The following is a 17,508-nucleotide window of genomic DNA, read 5'->3' on the forward strand; positions in this document are numbered from 1 at the left end:
GAGTGATCTCCGGAGGTTCTGACGTGAGCCGTTGTCAGTGCCTGTCGGTAGGTTGATCGTGTGCACCTTCGGTACTCCTATCGCATCTACCCGACGGCGGGTCAGCGAGCGTCGCTGGCCCGGACGTTCGGTTGTGCCCGGGTGGTGTACAACGACGCTCTCGCGGTACGGAAGGAGGCCCGGAAGGCCGGGCGGCCGTATCCCAGGAGCGCGGATCTGCAGAAGCTGGTGATCACCGGGGCGAAGAAGACCGCTGAGCGGGCGTGGCTGGCCTCGGTCGGTGTCGATCCGTTGATCCAGTCCCTTCGGGATCTGGACACGGGGTACCGGAACTTCTTCGACTCGGTGTCCGGCAAGCGGCCCGGGCGCCCGGTCGGGCTTCCACGGTTCAAGTCGAAGCGCTTTTCCCGGCAGTCGCTGCGGTTCACCCGCAACGGGTTCCGTCTGCGGGGCAACGGGAGGCTGAACCTGGCGAAGATCGGCGACGTGCGGGTGAAGTGGTCGCGCGCTCTCCCGGCCGATCCGTCGTCGGTGACGATCGTGCTGGATCCGTCCGGGCGGTACCACGCGAGCTTCGTCGTGGACGTCGAACCGAGCCATCTGCCCGAGGTCGATGCCGAGGTCGGCATCGACCTCGGGCTGACCACCTACGCCGTACTGTCCGACGGCAGTGTGATCGACAACCCGCGCTTCCTGCGCAAGGCGGAGAAGCGGTTGAAGGCCGCGCAGCGGGAACTCTCGCGCAAGGCCAAGGGGTCGAAGAACCGGGCGAAGGCCCGGCGCAAGGTCGCCAGGGCGCACGCCAAGGTGGCCGATACCCGCATGGACTGGCTGCACAAGCAGACCACCAGGATCATCCGTGAGACCCAAGCGGTGTACCTGGAGGATCTGAACGTGCGCGGCCTCGCCCGAGGCCGGCTGGCCAAGTCCGTCCACGACGCCGGATGGTCCACCTTCCGCAGGCTGCTCGAAGAGAAAGCCACCCGCTACGGGCGGCACATCGGCATCGTGCCCCGCGCGTTCCCGTCCTCCCAGCTCTGCTCGGCGTGCGGACACCGTGACGGACCCAAGCCCCTGCGCGTTCGGGAGTGGGCCTGCACGGCGTGCGGTGCGCGGCACGATCGTGACCTCAACGCCGCTCGCAACATCCTGGCCGCCGGGCAGGCGGACAGGCTAAACGCCCCTGGAGGGCCGGCAAGACCAGGCGTGGCGATCCCACGCCAGGCACGGCCCGTCGAACGGGGAACCCACCTCGGCGACCCGCGGACCACGGGCATCCGTGCCGCAGGCGCGGGAGGAATCCCCGTCCCTTAGGACGGGGAGGATGTCAATCCTCCTGACGCGTGTGCTCAGGCGAACCGGAGCCGCTGCCGAGGACGTTGTCGAGGTGGGCCGCGAGTGCGGAGCGCAGGGCCTCGGGCGTCATGTTCCGATCGTCGATCAGGTGCGCCACGAGGTCCGCGCGGACGGCGGCCGGCAGGGCGTGGGCGGTGAAGTCCGCGGCGCGGACGCCGGGCACCCGCTCCAGGGCCTCCCGGAGCGTCCCGTGCCACCAGGCGTAGTGCGCGGCCTGGTAGGGGCTGGCGAGTCCCGCGCCCTCCGCCGCCGCCATCAGGTTCCGGTTCTCGATCTTGAAGCGCAGCGCGGCGTCGAGCAGGTCCGGCACCCGCTGCCGCGGTGAGGCCGCCGCCGCGTCCTGTGCTGCCCGCAGGGGTTCCAGGCGGGAGGCGATGACGGCGCCGATCAGGCCGGCGCGGTCGCCGAAGCGGCGGAAGAGGGTGCCCTTGCCCACGCCCGCGGCTGCCGCGATGTCGTCCATCGACACGCTGTGCGGGCTGCTGCTGGCGGCGAAGAGCGCGTCGGCGGCGGCCAGGACGGCTTCCCGGTTGCGCAGGGCGTCCGCGCGCTCCGTGCGGTCCGTGCGCTCCTCGCGTCCCGTGCGCTGGGCCACGGTTCCTCCTTCGTCCTCGGCCTGTCGCGGCCCCCGGCCGGGTTCACGGTGTCCGGTGGGCGCGCGTGGCGCGAAGCGGGTCGCATGGTGCCGTCGCGCCGTCCGACGATACGCGCCACCGCTCCCGCCGGCCGGCGGGCGCCCGGGTGGCCCCGGGTAACGGGCTCCTCCTCCGGCCGGCGGGTCGGCGTGGATCTCAGCGGCTCCCGGACAGCTCCCGTTCGGCGAAGGCGCGGAAGGTGCCCGGGGGACGGCCGGTGAGGCGCTGGACGGCGTCCGAGGTGCGGGCCTCCCCACCGGCGGCGATGGCGCGGTCCATGCCGGCCAGCATGGTGGCGAAGGCCGCTGGTATCTCGGCCGCCCAGCGGTCGCGCAGTTGCTCGTACGTCAGGTGCCGGTGGACGACGGGCCGGCCGGTGACCTCGGCGATGGTCCCGGCGACGTCGTCGTAGCTGAGCGTCTCCGGTCCGGTCAGGACCAGGTCGGTGTCGGGGGACCGGCCGTCGGTCAGGGCGCGGACGGCGACGGCGGCGATGTCCTCGGCGTCGACGAACCCGACGCGGCCGTCCCCCGTGGCCGTCAGGATGGCGCCGTCCTCGCGGATGCTGCGCGCGTGGGGCATGGAGCCGGTGAAGTTCTGCATGAACCAGGAGGGCCGCAGTACCGCCCACTGCTCGAACAGGCCGGGCAGTTCCTGGTGGACCCGGCCGACCGCCGGACCACCGGCGGGGATCGCCGAGGAGCTGAGCAGCACGGCGCGGTGCACGCCGGCCGCACGGGCCTGGCGGAGAAAGGGCAGCATGACCGCGGCCGGCTCGGCGGATCCGATGGGCGGAACGAGGTAGACGCGGTCGACGCCGTCGACGGCCTCGCTCCAGGTCGCGGGAGTGTCCCAGTCGAAGCGGACGGCCCGGGCTCCCGCCACCGCGGTGGCGGTCCGGCCGGCGGCCTTGACGCGATGCCCCTCGGCGGCCAGTCCGGCGACGACGCGGCGGCCGGTGGTGCTGGTGGCCCCGATGACCAGGGTGGCGCCGGGTGCGTTCATCGGTTCGCTCCCGGGAAGTCGGCGCCGGTCTGCGACACGGCGAGGGGGTTCCAGTAGTCGCGGTAGGAGGTGATTCGTCCGTCCCTGACGGTGACCACGGCGATGTAGGTCGCGTACGCCGAGGCCTTCGCCGACGCCGTGCTCGAGGTCATCCCCGGGGCGGGCCACCTCCCGCAGATCGAACAGCCGGAGGCCACCCTCGCCCTGATCGACGCCCACCTGCGCCGGACGGGCGGTCGTTGACCGATCAAGTCAGCCGTGTTCCGCCGAGCCGGTGAGCCGGAGCTGGCGCGGGGCCCGCTGGAAGAACGTGGTGTGGCCGAGCCGTACGACGCCGGCGGCGGCGGGCAGCATGGTCACCTCGACGCTGTCGCCCGGGTGGAGCACCGGCCCACCGTGCCGATGGATCCCATCCGGGCCACCTCGATGTCGGCCGGGTCGCGGTTGCTCCCTCCAGCCACGCACGGCCGGTCGTCACCTTCACGGCCGGCTGCGAAGGCCGGCGCCGGTCCCGGCCGTCGCCGCTCGCCGTGGAATCTCCGGGTGGGCCGGCCGGTTGGGATTCGACAGGGACGGCCCGACGGCGTCGGCGTTGGCGTCGACGTCCGACGCTCCGAGCCGGGGCCCCGTCCGAGCCCGTGTCGGGAGGCGTGTCCGATGGCTGACAGCACCATCCGGGGGATCGATCCGTCCGTGCGGCCGAGTGGGGACGGATGCGTGGAGTGCCTGGCGGGGGACGGGCCGGGGTGGTGGTTCCACCTGCGGCGATGCGCCGAGTGCGGGCACATCGGCTGCTGCGACTCCTCGCCCTCGCAACACGGCACCCGGCATGCCCGAGCGGAGGGGCACCCGTTCCTGGCCAGTTTCGAGCCCGGTGAGGCCTGGTTGTGGAACATCGAGACCGAGCAGTACTACGAGGGGCCGGAGCTCGCGGCGCCCGCCGCGCACCCGGTCTCGCAGCCGGCGCCCGGCCCGCAGGGCAAGGTCCCGGCCGACTGGCAGGCGCACCTGCACTGACCTGCACCGACATGCACCGATCTGATCGGACGGGCTCAGAGCGGCGGGGCCGGAAGCCGGGGGTCGGTGATTCCACCCGGGCAGGCGAGGCGGGCGACGTCCCAGCCGGACCGGGCGGCTCCGGCTCGGTAGGCGCTCTCGTAGAAGGCGAGTACGGCCGCTCGCGGATCGGCCTCGGCACGGGCCGCGTCGTACCGCAGGACGGCCAGGTGGCTGTTGTTGAGCTCGGTCCACCGGGCGGATGCAGGCGTGAGCGCGTCCTCGGCCAGGTGCGGGGGCTCGGGAGTCGTGTAGGAGTAGAAGGCCGGTTCGCCCAGGTTGTCGTCCCCGAACCAGAACCCGAAGCTGATCAGCTCCCGGGAGTACGCCTCGCGGGTCACCGGGTCCACGTGCGAGGGCTGGTCGAGGGCGCCTCCGGAGAAGCGGGTGTGGGCGAGGTCGAACGAGTGCCAGAACAGGTGGACGGGGCTGACCTTGCCCGAGAAGCGCGCCGCGAACTCCTCCAGCACCAGTGCGACCTGGCCGAGCACCTGCCAGTGGCGGTTCGCCCAGGCGGGATCGTAGGTGGCGTGCTCGAAGTCCTCGGCGAACGGCCGGTCGGCGTCCGGCAGCCGGTAGGGCCGGGGCACCCGGACCTGCACCCGGACGCCCAGTTCCGCCAGGGTCTCCAGGGTCTGCCGGTAGAACGAGGCGACGGACTGGTCGAGGAGCGGGAAGGACGCGGACCTGCCGTCCGCCATCGCGACGACCAGCCGGTGGTCGACGAAGTCGAAGTCGATGGTGAAGACCGGGTTGCCGTCGACCTGCCCCATGGGCCGGGTGGTGATCCCGCGCCCGGTGAGGTGGAAGGGGACGTTCCACCAGTGGTTGCGCCGCACGCTCGCCGCGAGGCGGATCTTGCCCACCACCTGGGCGAAGCGGTGCAGCGTCTCCTTGGTGTCCCGCCACTCGGTGAGCGGCAGCGGTGGGAACAGCTCCATCGCGTCTCCCTCCTGTCCGTCGGCGGCAGTTCCATGATGACCACCGTGGTCCGGACGCGCAGGGGGAGGCGGCCGGGCGGAGAGCCCGTACGTCGACTGCGTTGCTCGACTGCGCCGTCAGCCAGGTCGGTCGAGCAGACGCTTCCCCTCGTCGGAGAGGCGGTTGGGCCGGCTGCTGCTGAAGCGGGATCCGGCGCGCGCGGGACGAATGCCGGGCCGGGGCCTCGCTGTCGGCGATGCGGGCCATTGGGCGATGCGGGCCACTGGACGAGGCCACCGGCCCGGGACAGGATCGCTGACGGACACCTTTCCCGGCCGGAAGGAAGCGCTCGAGCGCGCCGTGGCCGAGCGCCCGCCCGCCCCGGCTGGTCGGTGCCGGTGCGAACGGATGTGCTCTCACTGCTACGTCCCGGACCTCGATGATCGGCACGTGCTCGGAGGGGCGGATGCGCGCTGCCCGGCCGCCTTCCCGGGGAGGGAGGCGGGCGGCGCGCGCCGCCGTGACCGGTCCGCGGCAGGCTCTCGGGGGAGAGCCCGGTCGCGCTGGGTTCCGGTTTCCGGCAGGGCCGTCGCGCCCTGGCGGCGGCCCGTGGTGGGCAGGGGGTCAGTAGTAGTGGCGGCGCCCGCCGACGGCATGGCCGAGGAGACCGGCGACCCACAGGATGAGGCCGATGACGGCCAGCACGATGCCGATGGTCCACAGGATCGAGATCCCGGTGACAAAGCCGATGACGAGCAGTATGACTCCGAGGATGATCATTGGGTCTTCCCGAATTGCGATGCACGATGGGCGAAGGCGCCAGCGCCGCGGCTCGCGGACGGGCGGCTCAGCGGGCCGTCGATGGCCGTCCGCGCGTATACCGCCGGCCGGTCGAGGCAAACCGGGCGGACCGAATCCCGGACGAGGAGAAGGTCGCCCACCTCGGCGAGCAGCCCCCGCTCGGCCGGGCCGCGCAGCCCGCCGAGATGGCCCCGGCCTACGTCTTCCCGGCCTCCCAGGAGTCCTCCTGGTGCCGTGCCGTCCGCCGGCCCGTCGCGGTCTCAGCCCGCAGCCCGCAGTGATCCGCGCTGTTGCTGCCGGCGGCTTCGCGCCGTCGTGGCAAACCCCGTACGCAGGTGTCGGCCCCGGGCCGCTCTGCGGCGTCCGGGTGCCTACAGCGGAACGCCCTCGGTGTTCAGGAGGTCCGTCAGCTGGGTGCGGTGCAGAGCGGCGACGGGTTCGAGCAGGTCGGGGTGGCGCAGCAGCGCGCCGGCTTCGCTGTCGCGGGCCCGGGGGATGGTGAGTCGTCGCGGGTCGCCGTGGTCCGCCTGGTTCCCGGAGTCGCTTCGGCGGTGGGCGCGGGCTGCGAGGGAGGGGTCGGCGAGCAGGCAGGCGGCCCAGCTGACGACGGTCTCGTCCACCCAGGTGCGCCAGTCGGCGTGCCCCGGGGGGTCGGCGTCGGGGTCGCGGCCGGCGAGCCGGTCGAGCCGCTCGGAGCCGCTGGGGGCGAGCAGGTGGAGCAGTTCGACGTCGAGGGCGGTGGGGTAGCGCAGGGTGGCGGCGAGGGCGGCGGCCTGCCGGGCCTGGGCCTCGGCAAGCGCTCGGTTCAGCGCACCGGCGGGTAGGCGGTGAGCAGCCAGCGGGCACAGGCGGCTATGACGGGTGTCAGGTCGGTGGACACGTCAGTCGGTCCCTCGGGGCGGGCTCGCCTGGGTCCGATCGTCGAGCGGGTGCGAGCGCATCGGGGAGCGGGGCCGCGCTGCCTCGCTTCGTGGCCGTCCAGCTTAGGTGCGTGTGGCGGATGGCGGCATGACCCGGGTCACTTCTGTGTGGGCCGAGGGCGTCTCGTTCTCGTGGGCGGGTGGCCGAGCCGGGCTCATCGGGTTGCCTGGGCGGGCTCGCCTGCGCCAGATCCCGGGCATGGCAGCCCGCCCCGGCCCGGCGTCGGCCTCCAGCCGTGCGCGGGCCGGGGCCGGGCTGCCCGGTGCCGCCCGCCCCGGACCACACGCAGGTCAGGACTTGCCGCGGCCGGAGACGAAGTCGCGGGCCCGGTCGACCAGGCCCGCCCCGGGCGCGAGGATCTTGCTCGCGGTGGGGCTGCTCGGCGCGGCGGGATGCGGCCGGGTGGGGGCCATGGACTTGGCGCGGCGGATCTTGTCGCCGAGGTCGTCCAGCATCTGCGGCGTACAGGCCCGGCTGAACACGGGGAAGAGGGCGGTCTCCTCGTCCTGGATGTGGGCGGTGACCTCGTCCATGAGCTGCCGCAGCATCGGCATCATCTCCGGGTCGTCTGTGCTCGTCTTCTCCAGCTGCTTGAGGAGCTTCTCCACTTCCTCGTGGTCCTTGAGCTCCTTGTCGGCGAGCCGGTCGCCGCCCTCGACGTGCTCGCGCACCGCGGGGTAGAGGTACTGCTCCTCGGCGACCGAGTGCCGCACCAGCTCGATCGTGACCTCGTCCACGAGGTCGCGCAGCTGCTGTCCGCCGCCGCCCATGCTCTGGATCCGGCCGAAGATCTTTTTGACCTCCCGGTGATCGGTCATCAGCTCGTTGATGACGTTGCCGCCGTGTCCCATCGTGTATTCGCCTCTCCTGTGCTTCGAGTGCCGGCTTCGTCCCGGCCCAGCAGGCACTGATTCCCGGGCGGGACCTCCGAGTCGGCCGAGGACGAATTCCTCATCCGATCGGAGGCCCACGAGCAGCACCCTGATGGCGCTCTTCGGAACCGGCCCGCCCGTGCGTGACCAGGCCGACCCCCTGCTCGCCTGCCCAGACGCCGCCAGGACATGCGAACCTGCCCGCCCGGGCATGCGAACCCGCCCGCCCGGTTCCGAACACGCCGGACGCTGCCGCCAGCAAGGGGACACCCGCGGCCGCACCGGGCCGCGGAACCGCGTCGAGCGGCCCGCGTCGTGCTCGGCCAACTCTCGGACGGCCAGCCCACAAGCCTCCCGTCGCAGCCCCGAGGTCGTCTCGTCGACGAAGATCACTGTCGCCATGACCGCAGACCCCAGCGACCGGCACCGACAGTGAACCTCGCCGGGATGCAGCCCTCCCCGGCGCGGGTGGGACGACCGGTCGTCCCCCCCCCGCGCCCTTCGCGTCACGACCGGGGAGGCCGGTGTCGGCCGGTCGGACGCATGCGCCGTCGCCGCGAGGCCGGGTGGCCGCACTCTGGAGGTATGGGTGCGCGAGGGTCGGCCCGGGTGAGGCTGCCGCACGTCGAGCCGATGCTGGCGACGGCCGGTCGGCTTCCGTCCGGGTCCGGCTGGGTGGGGGAGGTGAAGTGGGACGGGGTGCGGTGCGTGGCGTACGTGCCCGAGGCCGCGCCGGTGCGGCTGGTGGGCCGCCGGGGCAGCGACTTCACCGACCGGTTCCCGGAGGTGGCCGAGGCGCTCACCGAGGTCCGCGGACCCGTGATCCTGGACGGCGAGCTGGTGGTGATGCGCGACGGGACGCCGTCGTTCGCAGCGCTGCAGGGCCGCGTCCACCGCACCCGCCCCGCGGCGGTGCAGGCCGCCGTGCCGGCCGCACCCGCCCTGTTCATCGCGTTCGACCTCCTGTACACCCATGGCCGGTCGCTGCTCGCCGAGCCGTATGCGCGGCGGCGGGAACGGCTCGAGGTCCTGGAGCTGGAGCGGCCCCGCGTGCGGGTGCCGCCGGCCTGGGACGACATCGCCGAGGCCTACGGATGGACGCGTGAACACCGGCTCGAGGGGGTCATCGCCAAGCGCAGCGACTCCCTCTACGTCCCGGGCACACGCTCCCGGGACTGGATCAAGCTCAAACACCTGCGGACGGCGGACGTCGTGATCGGCGGCTGGCTACCCGGTGGACAGGGCGAGGCTTCGGTGCGCGCCGTCCTCGTGGGCGTCCGCGCGGAGTCCGGCGGCCCGCTGCTGTTCGCAGGCTCCGTGGGCACCGGCTTCGCCGCACCCGAACGGCGCGCCCTGGCCGCCGTCCTGCGCCGCCTGGCCTCCCCGGTGTCCCCGTTCACCGTGGGTGCCGGGCTGGGGCTGCCGCGCGGCACCGTGGTCCGGTTCGTCCGCCCCGAGCTGCAGGCCGAGGTCGAATACCTCGAACTCACCGACGCCGGCCGGCTCCGCCAACCCGTGTGGCGCGGCCTGCGCTGAACCGGCTGGGGCCGTGTACGGCCCGCCTGGCGTCCACTCTCGTTCTCCCGACCGGGGGAGACCAGGCCGGACCGGCCGGCCCGGCATCCAAGGCGCCGACACCCCCCGGCGCGCACGCACGGCCCACGGCCCCCCGGGCGGAGGACCTGGGCGCGGCGCGCCCGTGGGCGGGGTGCGCCGACCGGGCTGTCAGGTCCGGCCGGCCGACCGTCGGCCGATGCCTGCGCCGACGAGCTCGGTGTCACACGCCGGGGGAGGGGGCAGGTCGGGTAGGAGCGGTGCCGGCCGGCGTGGGGGCGCCCCGGCAGGGGCGGCGCCGGTGACAGCGGCTCGGTCGGTGTGGCGATAGCGGACATGGTCCCGGCTCCTCTTTCTCAGCCCCGCCCGTGAAGGCGGCAACCCGGCCCAGGTGCCGTCACGCCTGGTTCCGTCTACGCGCCGGAGGGCCGGTTGTCGGATCCCGACCGCTGCGCACGCGCTGCGGGGGTCGCTGATCGGCTCTCACCGCTGACACCCGCTTCGGCGCCCTCGTCCGCGGCGCCCAAGCCCGGCGGGCCGCCCTCGGGGCGGCGGCGCGAAAACGGGTCGCCCGGCCGAGTGCGGGCGAGGAATGATCCACCCCTGTGACGATGTCGAACCTCTCCCTGGTCCAGGCAGCCGCCCGCAACAACGCCGAATGGTGTGCGGTGATGAGCCGATCGCACGGCTCGGCGGGCGCATTCGAGGAAGAGGTGTGGGCCGCCGGGAGCCGTACGCCCCTCTACTACCCCGACGCGGTGACGCTGCTGCCCGGGGCGGACGCGGCCGCGCTGGTCGCCCGGATCGACACCGCGGCTCCCGGGGCGTCGGTCAAGGACAGCTTCGCCGACCTCGATCTGACCGGGGCCGGCTTCCGGGTGCTGTTCGACGCGCAGTGGGTGCATCGCCCGGCGGGCGCGCCCGCCAGCGCGTCGGACCTCGCCTGGGAGGTGGTGGACAGCGCCGACGCCCTGCGTGCCTGGGCGCTCGCATGGGACGACGGAGCCGGCGACGCGCACCTCTTCCGGCCCGAACTGCTCGACGACCCGGCCACCTTCGTGATCGCCGGACGGTCTCCCGACGGCCGGGTGGTGGCCGGTGCGGTGGCGAGCCGCAGCGACCGGGTGGTGGGGATCTCCAATGTCTTCGCCCTGGACGGCGGGGGCGTCGACGCGGCCTGGCCGGTCGTGCTGGAGGCGGTCCACCGGCTGTTCCCCGCCCTGCCCCTGGTCGGTTACGAGGGCGACGACGATCTGGTGGCCGCCCTGCGGCACGGCTTCGAGGCGGTCGGTCCGCTGCGGGTCTGGATCGATCCCCGGCCGCTCCTGACCGCCGGGCCCCGGCCCCGCCCGAGAACCGCGGCCGAACCTGCCGTGCAACCGGTGTCCGGGCCGAAGTGCCGCCGGCCGCCCACAACCCGCCGCAGGACATCAGGGAAGAGGAGGCCGTGATGATCGAGGTCGCGTCGGAGGCCATCGCCCACTTCCTTCGGCAGGGCGGCCGGGCTGGCGGCCGGGCTGCGCCTGTGCCGGTTGGCCATCAGATGGGCGGGTAACCCGCAGTTATGGGCACTGGCACCGACACGACAGGCGGTGACGGCCGGCTCACCCTGGATGCGGGCGGCCGTCCGACCGTCGGCGTTGAGGAGGAGTACCTGCTGCTCGACCCGGACAGCGGTCTGCCGCTGCCGCGCGTCGACGCGGTGCGGGAGGCGGCCGGGCTGCACCCCGCCGTGCACCACACCGAGCTGCAGAACGAGCTGCTCCAGGCGCAGGTGGAGGTGGCCACCCCGGTCTGCCGGGACCTCGCCGAGGTCGGCGGCCACCTGCTGCGCCTGCGGCACGCGCTCGCGGCCGCCGCCGAGACGGCCGACTGCCGGCTCGCCGCGTGCGCCACCGCCCCGTACGCCCCCTCCACGCCCCCGGCGATCGTCGACGCCCCGCGTTACCGTTCCATCAGGCGGAACATGTCGCGGCTGGCCGACGAGGCGCTCATCAACGGCACGCACGTGCACGTGGCCGTGCCCGACCCGCAGACGGGTGTCGAGGTGCTGAACCGCCTCCGGCCCTGGCTGCCGGTGCTGACCGCGCTGTCGGCCAACTCGCCCCTGTGGTACGGCTCCGACACCGGCTACGCGAGTTGGCGCACGGTGGTCTTCAGCCGCTGGCCGATCAGCGGGATCCCGCCGTACTTCACGGACGCGGAGGACTACGAGCGCCGCATCGACCACCTACTGGAGGCCCGGCTGATCCGCGACCGGGGACAGCTGTACTGGCAGGCCCGGCTCTCGGCGAAGTTCCCGACCGTCGAGCTGCGCGCGATGGACGTCCAGCTGCGCGCCGACGAGGCGGTGATGCTGACCGGGCTGGTGCGCGCGTTGGTCGTCACGGCGATGCGGGAAGCGGCCGCCGGACGTCCCGCGCCGGAGCGGACGCCGGAGAGCCTGGACGGCGCGGGGTGGCACGCCGCCCGGTACGGAACGACCGGCACCCTGCACGATCCGGCGACGGGACTGTCCCGGCCGGCCGGCGAACTCGTCGGCTCCATGCTGGCCGCGCTCGGTCCGGTCATGGACGAACTGGGTGACACCCGTGCGGTGGTCCCGTTGGTCGACCGCGTGCTGGACGAGGGCAACGGCGCCGAACGCCAGCGTCGGCACCTGGCGGAACACGGGCGCTCCGGACTGATCGCGATGATCGCGGCGGAGAGCGCGGCGGCCTGAGCGGGCGCCTCCGCCGCTCGTCCGCCGCCGTCCCGGCTGCGCTCGGGCCGCGGGGTGGACCGGGCGACCGGTGCAGTTCACTGCCTACGGGAGCTGGTCGGTGCCTGCTGGGCGGCCTGCTACCCGGTGGTGGCCGGAGCCTTCTGCTGGGTCTGCTGACGGAATCGTGCTGCCATCGCGGTGGGTTGATTCCGATGCGGGGCCCGTCTTCGGTCTCCCGCGAGCTCGCCCGGCTGTCGTCCCTGTGCGCCGTCGTGGAGGAGAAGGTGGCGCCCCGCCCCGCACCGCTTCGGCTGCGCGCAGGTGTCGCCGTTGGCGCCGGGGTGTCGGAGGTTCAGGTGCGCCACGGTCAAGCCGTGCCCGGCGCGCCGTGGTGCCGAGCAATCGGTCCACGAGGAGTTCGGGGTAGCCGCCGGCCGGCGGGTCGATGCCGAAGATCGTCCGGACGTAGAATGGTGCGATGAGCTGGTCGAGGATCTGCTCGAGGGGTGGTGGGTTCCCGCCCCGGGCCGTGGCCCGTCGGCGGATCTGCTCGATGGAGTGCATCCGGCGCCGGAAGTGCTCCGCGCGCTCGGCCTTGGCGTGGGCGCTGTTCGGCATGGACAGGACGACGGCGCGCACGAGGGCGCGGCCTTCGGGTGTGCGCATGCTCGCGACGCTGGCTTCGGCCCAGGCGAGGAGGTCGCCGCGCAGGGTGCCGGTGTCGTTCAGCGGTGAGTCGCGTTCGAGGCGGGTGGTGACCATGTCGGCCAGGAGTGCGTCGAGGCTGCCCCAGCGCCGGTAGATGCTGGTGTGGTTGACGCCGGCGCGTTGCGCGATCGCGGGGATGTTGAGGTCCTCGCCCTCCGGGTCGGAGAGCAGGTCGATGGCCGCTGCGCGGCGCGGCGCGGCGCACCACCGCACCGTGAGCTGCCGGTGGATCGTCGATGCCACCGGCCGTCGCGGTGCCGTCGCCGCCGCCTGTGGGGCGCGACTGCTGGTCCGCGACCGGCTGGTCGCCGTTCACCTCACCCTCGGGCCCGCCCCGGCGAGCGCCGACACCACCACCACCACCGTCGAGGCGGCCCCCGACGGCTGGTGGTACACCGCCCCGCTGCCCGACCGCCGCCGCCTGCTGGCCTGGTACACCGACGCCGACCTACCCGCCGCCCGGACCGAGTTCTCGGCCGGCCTGATCGCGACCAGGCACATCAACTCCCCAGCAGCCCGGCACCCCTGGCCCGCTGGTGTGCCGGCCCGCCGGGCTCCCGCGCACACCGCCTTCCTCGACACAGTCCTCGGTGACGGCTGGATCGCCGCCGGCGACGCCGCCCTCGCATTCGACCCGCTGTCTTCGCAGGGCATCCTCACCGCTCTGTTCACCGGTATGAGCGCGGGCCTGGCCGTCCACGCCCACCTGGCCGGAGACCCTGGCGCCCTGGACGAGTACGAGCGGAACGTCACCGCCGTCCGCACCACCTACCTGCGCAACCACCGCACCCACTACGCCGCCGAACAACGCTGGCCCGACAGGCCGTTCTGGCAGCGCCGGCACCACCCGACCCCGGAGGAGACACCATGACCACCGAACACCGGCCCGACACCGTCAGCGCCACCGCGGACAAGCTCGGACACCGCTTCCTGCTGATCGGCAAGAAGACCATCTTCAGCTACCACCTGGGCCTGCACCACGTCCCGATCCACGCCTTCCAGATGATCACCAGGTTCGGGCTGTCCGACGGGCTGCGCGCCAAGTACCTGACCGACCTGGACGCCCACAAGGACCAGCAGGTCTACTACTCGCTCTCCACCGAAGGACACTGGCCCCTGCAGGACATCGTCGACGGCAAGCGGACCTCACTGCCGGTCGAACTCGAACGCGTCACCGTCGACGCCCAGGGCAACCGCACCTTCACCCCCCTGCTCCCCGCCGTCGACTCGACCTGCCGCAAGGGCCGTCGCCCGTCGGGTGAGGGACCGGTGGCGGGTGCCTGCCGTCGTCAGTAGGTTCCGCCGACGCCCCTCGGAACCCTGCGTGCCCCGGGCTTGCCCACCCGTCAGAAGCGCGACCGGGACCCCGGACCTCCCGGCAGTCGATCGATACGACTGCCAGAGGTTCGACCAGCACGGATCCGCAGGTCAACGAGCTCCGAAGAGGCCGGTGGGGTCAGACGGCCCCGCCGTAGTAGCCGCCGATCGTCCGGTGGTAGTCGGGGTCCGCGGTGTGCCGGTCCTTGTCGTACTCCGGCGAGTTCTTCACCTCGTCCTTCGTCCGGTTCACCCACACCGTTCGCTCGACGGTGTCCACGCGCCGGATCGTGCCCGCGGGGAGCAGCACTTCGCGGCCGAAGATCCACGGGCCGGTGTCGACCACGATGTGCGCGGAGTCGACGTCCTCGGTGTGACGGTCGACCTTGCCGATGTGCCCGTCCTCGGCCTCGACCCGGTAGCCCGTCAGGTCCGTGCCCGGGGCGTAGCCCTCGGCGTTGCCGTAATCCCACAGTCCACTGGTCACAACTGCCTCCTCGTCGAAGGGTCTGTCTTCGTGGTACGGCTGTCGGCTGCCCCCGTCCCTCCGGAGCATGCATCCCGCGATGGCACTTTCCGCATGTTCCGTTCACGACGGCGCGTTCCGTACCTTCCGACCTTCCGGCCGGCCGCGCCCCGGGCCCGGGAGTGAACGCCGCGTGCCGGGGAAACCGCCGGTCAGCCACGCCGACCCCGGGAGACCCGCCGAGATGACCACGGAAAGCCAAGCAGCGAACGCCCACCGGGCGCCGAACATCCACCGGGCGCCCATGCAGCGGCGCCACCCCCGCCATGAGCGCCGCGGCGAGGCCCGGCTGCCGGCGATGGCGGCCACCGTGGTGGCGATCCTGCTCTACCTCGCCCTGCCGGAGCCCCTGCTCGTCGGCCCGCGCTACGTCCTGCCGGCCCTGGAGGTGCTGCTCCTGATTCCGCTGGTCGCGGTGAACCCGTACCGGATGACCCGTCAGAACCGGCTGTCCAGAGCCCTGTCACTGGCCCTGGTCGGCGTGATCGGCGTCAGCAACCTGCTGGCCCTGGGGCTGCTCGTCCACGCGCTGGTGGCCACGGACGTCAAGGACGGCGGCTCGCTGCTGATCGCCGCCTTCCAGGTCTGGGCCACCGACGTCATCGTCTTCGGCCTCGCGTTCTGGGAACTCGACCGCGGCGGCCCGGTCGTCCGCACCCAGGTGCCGCGCACTGAACTCCCGCTCGCGGACTTCCGCTTCTCCCAGGACGAGAACCACGACGCGGTGGAGGAAGTCGCCGACGGTTCCAGCCGCTCCTGCGACTGGGCCCCGACGCTGATCGACTACCTCTACGTGTCGGTGACCAACTCCACCGCGTTCAGCCCGACCGACACCATGCCGCTCTCCGCCCGGGCGAAGGTCCTCATGAGCGTGGAGAGCATCGCCGCGCTCGTCACGTCCCTCCTCGTCATCGCCCGCGCGGTCAGCGCCCTGCACTGACCGGTCCGCCGCGCCACGACGTAGCGGGGGAGTGGTCCCGGCCCGGCCCACGGCGGGAGCGGGGGCCAGGTGCTCTACCTCGACAGCCCGGGTCGGACGTCGGACCCCTGCGTAGCGTTCGCAGAGCAGAGGGTGACCGGTCAGCCCTCGCGTGCCCGGGTCGGACTACTCGCTGCCGCGCAGGCACTTCCCCTGCTGCAGGTGACGGACCCCGCCGCGCACGACCATCGCGGTGCTCGAATCGACACGCGGTCAGCTCCGTGCATGGATACGCCGCACCGTACGAATGGTTACCGGCGGGACGGAGGCGAGAACCACGCCGACGGCGAAGCCGACCGCCCCCGGTGCCGCCCTGCTCGCCCGCGCCGGCTCCACCGAGCCGGCGGCCGAGGCCCGCCGGCTGATCTGCTGGTGCGACGGCGGGCTGTTCAACTCGACGGCGGGCAGCGGCCACGGGTACGAACCGACGCTGGAGGAACTGCGCGACGAGGTGGCCGACTACGTCGCCGCGCTGCTGGACCGGCCGGGGCGGTAGTCGGGGCCGGCGGACGCGCTCGGCGACCGCCCCGGCCGGTCCGCTGCTCCGGGCCGCTTGGTCCGGGCCCGTCATTTCCGGCCCGCGACCGTCACCTCGGGCTCGTGCAGCACCGGGAAGTTGACCGAGTTGGCGATGAAGCAGCCGCGGTTCGCCTCCGCGTGCAGGGCGAGGGCCTTCTCGACCATGCCCGCCTCGGCGACCTCGATCCGCGGGTGCAGCACCACCGTGGTGAAGTGCCCGCTGCCGGCGGCGACGGCCATGGTGCCCACCGGGCGGTCGACGTACGAGGTCACCACGACCCCGTTCACCGCGCACTGGTGTAGGTACGACATCAGGTGGCACTGGGCGAGCGCGGCGAGCAGCAGCTGCTCCGGGTTCCAGCGCGCCGGGTCGCCGCGGAAGGCGGGGTCGGCGGAGCCGAGGATGGTCGGCAGGCCCTCGACGGCCGCGTCGTGGTCGCGGGAGTAGGAGCGGTAGTCGCTGGTGCCGGCGCCCAGGTTGCCGGTCCAGGTGATCTCGGCGGTGTACGTGTACTGCCTGGCCATGCGGATACCTCCGAGCGGGCGGATACGGGCGGATACGGGCGGATACGGGCGGACTCCGGACGGATTCCGGGCGGGCCGTGGGCCGGAAGGGCCGCGGCCCGGCCAGTCAACCGCAACGGGGCGCCCCGCGCGAGGCCCGGCGTCGTCAGGCCTGCGCGGCCCCGGGGTGGCGCCCGTTCACGGGCCGGTGCTCCGCCTCCGGTCGGTGAGCAGGTCGCCCTCGGATGTCGGCACCGCGCGCCGAGGGCATGGCTTCGCCGGAGCCGCGTTCGAGGCCTTCGTCACCGACGAGCTCGGCGCGCACCGGCGCGCACCTGGTACGGCCCGACCGCAAGGGCGAGCCCGCCCGCTTCGGCAGGCTCGCCCGCGTCCGCCAGTGGATCGAGGCGGTCATCGACACCCTGAAGGGCCAGCTCAGCCTGGAACAGCACGGCGCACGAACCGAGGCCGGCGTCTTCGCCCGCACTGGTCAGCGCCTGCTCGCCCTCGCTGCCACGATCTGGCGCAACTGGACCACTGGTGCCGCGATCAAGCGCTCACTCATCGCCTATGACCACTGAGGACATTGGACTCATTCATCTAGTAGTACTTCGTTAACTTGTATTGATCTTGGTCGGCGTGTCGGGCATCCTGGTCGGCGTGAACTTGGGGGAGATTGAGCAACTCCGTGGCGAGTTGGCTGCGTTCGTGGCTGAGGTGTTCGCATCGGTGCCGCGGAAGGACACGCGCGGGTGGGGTGACTGCTACCTGCGCGGGTTGATGCTGGACGGTCGCAGGAAGTCGATCCAGCCGATGGCCGAGCGGCTGCCGGACGGCGACATGCAGGCCCTGCAGCAGTTCGTGAACCAGTCGCCGTGGGATCACGCGGCGGTGCTGCGGGCCGTGGCCGTCAAGACGGTTCCGGTGGTCGACCCTGTGGTGTGGGTGATCGACGACGTGTCGTTTCCCAAGGACGGGCGGATGTCGGTCGGGGTGGCCCGCCAGTGGTGCGGGGCGTTGGGCAAGCAGTCGAACTGAGCTGCCCCGAGTTTCGTAGAGTCCGCGATTGTGTGATCAAGCGGCCTGCGGGGCTTCCTCCAGGCTCGCCCAGTACGCCTGCTCGTATTCGT

At 72.9% G+C, this 17,508-nt stretch carries 21 protein-coding genes and 4 pseudogenes; 14 read left to right on the forward strand and 11 right to left on the reverse strand.

Going from position 1 to position 17,508, the window contains the following annotated elements:
• The first annotated feature begins 60 nt into the window (after positions 1-60).
• Entirely contained in the window at positions 61-1,314 is a 1,254-nt protein-coding gene (locus tag ACIBEC_RS44515) for an RNA-guided endonuclease TnpB family protein (RefSeq protein WP_360508635.1), read from the forward strand.
• A 13-nt stretch (positions 1,315-1,327) separates the two neighbouring features.
• Here ACIBEC_RS44515 and ACIBEC_RS44520 read toward each other — a convergent pair whose 3' ends face one another.
• The 3 genes and pseudogenes from ACIBEC_RS44520 to ACIBEC_RS44530 all read right to left on the reverse strand — a co-directional run.
• Positions 1,328-1,951 carry a helix-turn-helix domain-containing protein gene (locus ACIBEC_RS44520; protein WP_360508632.1) on the reverse strand — a complete coding sequence of 208 codons (624 nt, stop codon included), beginning with the start codon at positions 1,949-1,951 and terminating at the stop codon, positions 1,328-1,330.
• A gap of 196 nt (positions 1,952-2,147) precedes the next feature.
• Positions 2,148-2,996 carry an NmrA family NAD(P)-binding protein gene (locus tag ACIBEC_RS44525; RefSeq protein WP_360508629.1) on the reverse strand — a complete coding sequence of 283 codons (849 nt, stop codon included), beginning with the start codon at positions 2,994-2,996 and terminating at the stop codon, positions 2,148-2,150.
• Positions 2,993-3,106, reverse strand: a pseudogene (locus ACIBEC_RS44530) (nuclear transport factor 2 family protein); the annotation flags it as partial. The gene ACIBEC_RS44525 and the pseudogene ACIBEC_RS44530, both read right to left, overlap by 4 nt.
• Positions 3,107-3,134: 28 nt before the next feature.
• Between ACIBEC_RS44530 and ACIBEC_RS44535 the strand changes: the two are divergent.
• Positions 3,135-3,239: an alpha/beta fold hydrolase gene (locus ACIBEC_RS44535; RefSeq protein ID WP_396290613.1), complete on the forward strand. Its 105-nt coding sequence runs from the start codon at positions 3,135-3,137 to the stop codon at positions 3,237-3,239.
• A 9-nt stretch (positions 3,240-3,248) separates the two neighbouring features.
• Here ACIBEC_RS44535 and ACIBEC_RS44540 read toward each other — a convergent pair whose 3' ends face one another.
• Positions 3,249-3,383 (reverse strand): hypothetical protein, encoded by a 135-nt coding sequence (locus ACIBEC_RS44540; protein ID WP_360508627.1) that lies wholly within the window; start codon positions 3,381-3,383, stop codon positions 3,249-3,251.
• Positions 3,384-3,653: 270 nt separating this feature from the next.
• Between ACIBEC_RS44540 and ACIBEC_RS44545 the strand changes: the two genes are divergently transcribed.
• On the forward strand, positions 3,654-4,013 hold the full coding sequence (locus tag ACIBEC_RS44545) for a UBP-type zinc finger domain-containing protein (protein WP_360508625.1): 360 nt from the start codon (positions 3,654-3,656) through the stop codon (positions 4,011-4,013).
• A gap of 35 nt (positions 4,014-4,048) precedes the next feature.
• Here ACIBEC_RS44545 and ACIBEC_RS44550 read toward each other — a convergent pair whose 3' ends face one another.
• Both ACIBEC_RS44550 and ACIBEC_RS44555 read right to left on the reverse strand, forming a co-directional pair.
• The gene (locus ACIBEC_RS44550) at positions 4,049-4,993 is read right to left on the reverse strand and encodes a DUF5996 family protein (RefSeq protein WP_360508623.1); all 945 of its coding nucleotides are present in this window, start codon (positions 4,991-4,993) and stop codon (positions 4,049-4,051) included.
• Between the two features lie 604 nt (positions 4,994-5,597).
• Complete coding sequence (locus ACIBEC_RS44555; RefSeq protein ID WP_360508620.1) at positions 5,598-5,753, reverse strand: DUF6131 family protein; 156 nt, start codon at positions 5,751-5,753, stop codon at positions 5,598-5,600.
• 26 nt (positions 5,754-5,779) lie between these two features.
• On the opposite strand from ACIBEC_RS44555, the gene ACIBEC_RS44560 reads away from it, so the two are divergent.
• Positions 5,780-6,055: a hypothetical protein gene (locus tag ACIBEC_RS44560; RefSeq protein ID WP_360508667.1), complete on the forward strand. Its 276-nt coding sequence runs from the start codon at positions 5,780-5,782 to the stop codon at positions 6,053-6,055.
• A gap of 90 nt (positions 6,056-6,145) precedes the next feature.
• Here ACIBEC_RS44560 and ACIBEC_RS44565 read toward each other — a convergent pair whose 3' ends face one another.
• A complete protein-coding gene (locus tag ACIBEC_RS44565) occupies positions 6,146-6,394 on the reverse strand; it encodes a hypothetical protein (protein WP_360508618.1) in 249 nt (82 codons plus the stop codon).
• A gap of 18 nt (positions 6,395-6,412) precedes the next feature.
• On the opposite strand from ACIBEC_RS44565, the gene ACIBEC_RS44570 reads away from it, so the two are divergent.
• Positions 6,413-6,598 (forward strand): hypothetical protein, encoded by a 186-nt coding sequence (locus ACIBEC_RS44570; protein WP_360508615.1) that lies wholly within the window; start codon positions 6,413-6,415, stop codon positions 6,596-6,598.
• 387 nt (positions 6,599-6,985) lie between these two features.
• Here the strand turns inward: ACIBEC_RS44570 and ACIBEC_RS44575 are convergent, their stop codons facing one another.
• A complete protein-coding gene (locus ACIBEC_RS44575; protein WP_360508612.1) occupies positions 6,986-7,546 on the reverse strand; it encodes a hemerythrin domain-containing protein in 561 nt (186 codons plus the stop codon).
• 606 nt (positions 7,547-8,152) lie between these two features.
• Here ACIBEC_RS44575 and ligD point away from each other — a divergent pair.
• From ligD to ACIBEC_RS44590, 3 genes and pseudogenes are all read left to right on the forward strand, one after another.
• Positions 8,153-9,103 carry a non-homologous end-joining DNA ligase gene (gene ligD, locus ACIBEC_RS44580; RefSeq protein ID WP_360508609.1) on the forward strand — a complete coding sequence of 317 codons (951 nt, stop codon included), beginning with the start codon at positions 8,153-8,155 and terminating at the stop codon, positions 9,101-9,103.
• Positions 9,104-9,732: 629 nt separating this feature from the next.
• Positions 9,733-10,431 (forward strand): annotated as a pseudogene (locus ACIBEC_RS44585) (hypothetical protein); the annotation flags it as partial.
• A 254-nt stretch (positions 10,432-10,685) separates the two neighbouring features.
• Positions 10,686-11,843 carry a glutamate--cysteine ligase gene (locus ACIBEC_RS44590; RefSeq protein ID WP_360508608.1) on the forward strand — a complete coding sequence of 386 codons (1,158 nt, stop codon included), beginning with the start codon at positions 10,686-10,688 and terminating at the stop codon, positions 11,841-11,843.
• A gap of 84 nt (positions 11,844-11,927) precedes the next feature.
• On the opposite strand, the gene ACIBEC_RS44595 is transcribed toward ACIBEC_RS44590, so the two are convergent.
• Positions 11,928-12,776 carry a TetR/AcrR family transcriptional regulator gene (locus tag ACIBEC_RS44595; RefSeq protein ID WP_360508606.1) on the reverse strand — a complete coding sequence of 283 codons (849 nt, stop codon included), beginning with the start codon at positions 12,774-12,776 and terminating at the stop codon, positions 11,928-11,930.
• Here ACIBEC_RS44595 and ACIBEC_RS44600 point away from each other — a divergent pair.
• Together ACIBEC_RS44600 and ACIBEC_RS44605 are read left to right on the forward strand one after the other, a co-directional pair.
• Complete coding sequence (locus ACIBEC_RS44600; RefSeq protein WP_360508603.1) at positions 12,748-13,404, forward strand: tryptophan 7-halogenase; 657 nt, start codon at positions 12,748-12,750, stop codon at positions 13,402-13,404. The genes ACIBEC_RS44595 and ACIBEC_RS44600 overlap by 29 nt on opposite strands.
• Positions 13,401-13,829 (forward strand): hypothetical protein, encoded by a 429-nt coding sequence (locus tag ACIBEC_RS44605; RefSeq protein WP_360508600.1) that lies wholly within the window; start codon positions 13,401-13,403, stop codon positions 13,827-13,829. The genes ACIBEC_RS44600 and ACIBEC_RS44605 overlap by 4 nt, the downstream gene beginning before the upstream one ends.
• A 160-nt stretch (positions 13,830-13,989) precedes the next feature.
• Here the strand turns inward: ACIBEC_RS44605 and ACIBEC_RS44610 are convergent, their stop codons facing one another.
• Positions 13,990-14,337: a PRC-barrel domain containing protein gene (locus tag ACIBEC_RS44610; protein WP_360508598.1), complete on the reverse strand. Its 348-nt coding sequence runs from the start codon at positions 14,335-14,337 to the stop codon at positions 13,990-13,992.
• A 223-nt stretch (positions 14,338-14,560) separates the two neighbouring features.
• Here ACIBEC_RS44610 and ACIBEC_RS44615 point away from each other — a divergent pair, with 223 nt between their 5' ends.
• Positions 14,561-15,316 (forward strand): hypothetical protein, encoded by a 756-nt coding sequence (locus ACIBEC_RS44615; RefSeq protein WP_360508595.1) that lies wholly within the window; start codon positions 14,561-14,563, stop codon positions 15,314-15,316.
• Between the two features lie 286 nt (positions 15,317-15,602).
• Entirely contained in the window at positions 15,603-15,851 is a 249-nt protein-coding gene (locus ACIBEC_RS44620) for a hypothetical protein (RefSeq protein ID WP_360508592.1), read from the forward strand.
• 71 nt (positions 15,852-15,922) lie between these two features.
• Here the strand turns inward: ACIBEC_RS44620 and ACIBEC_RS44625 are convergent, their stop codons facing one another.
• Positions 15,923-16,399, reverse strand: coding sequence for an OsmC family protein (locus ACIBEC_RS44625; RefSeq protein WP_360508589.1), 477 nt, complete (start codon positions 16,397-16,399; stop codon positions 15,923-15,925).
• A 250-nt stretch (positions 16,400-16,649) separates the two neighbouring features.
• Here ACIBEC_RS44625 and ACIBEC_RS44630 point away from each other — a divergent pair.
• Both ACIBEC_RS44630 and ACIBEC_RS44635 read left to right on the forward strand, forming a co-directional pair.
• Positions 16,650-16,959 (forward strand): annotated as a pseudogene (locus ACIBEC_RS44630) (IS982 family transposase); the annotation flags it as partial.
• A 79-nt stretch (positions 16,960-17,038) separates the two neighbouring features.
• A pseudogene (locus ACIBEC_RS44635) lies at positions 17,039-17,413 on the forward strand (transposase); the annotation flags it as partial.
• Positions 17,414-17,508 lie beyond the last annotated feature (95 nt).

The sequence above is a fragment of the Kitasatospora sp. NPDC051164 genome, from assembly GCF_044455625.1.
In the GTDB taxonomy this organism is placed as follows: domain Bacteria; phylum Actinomycetota; class Actinomycetes; order Streptomycetales; family Streptomycetaceae; genus Kitasatospora.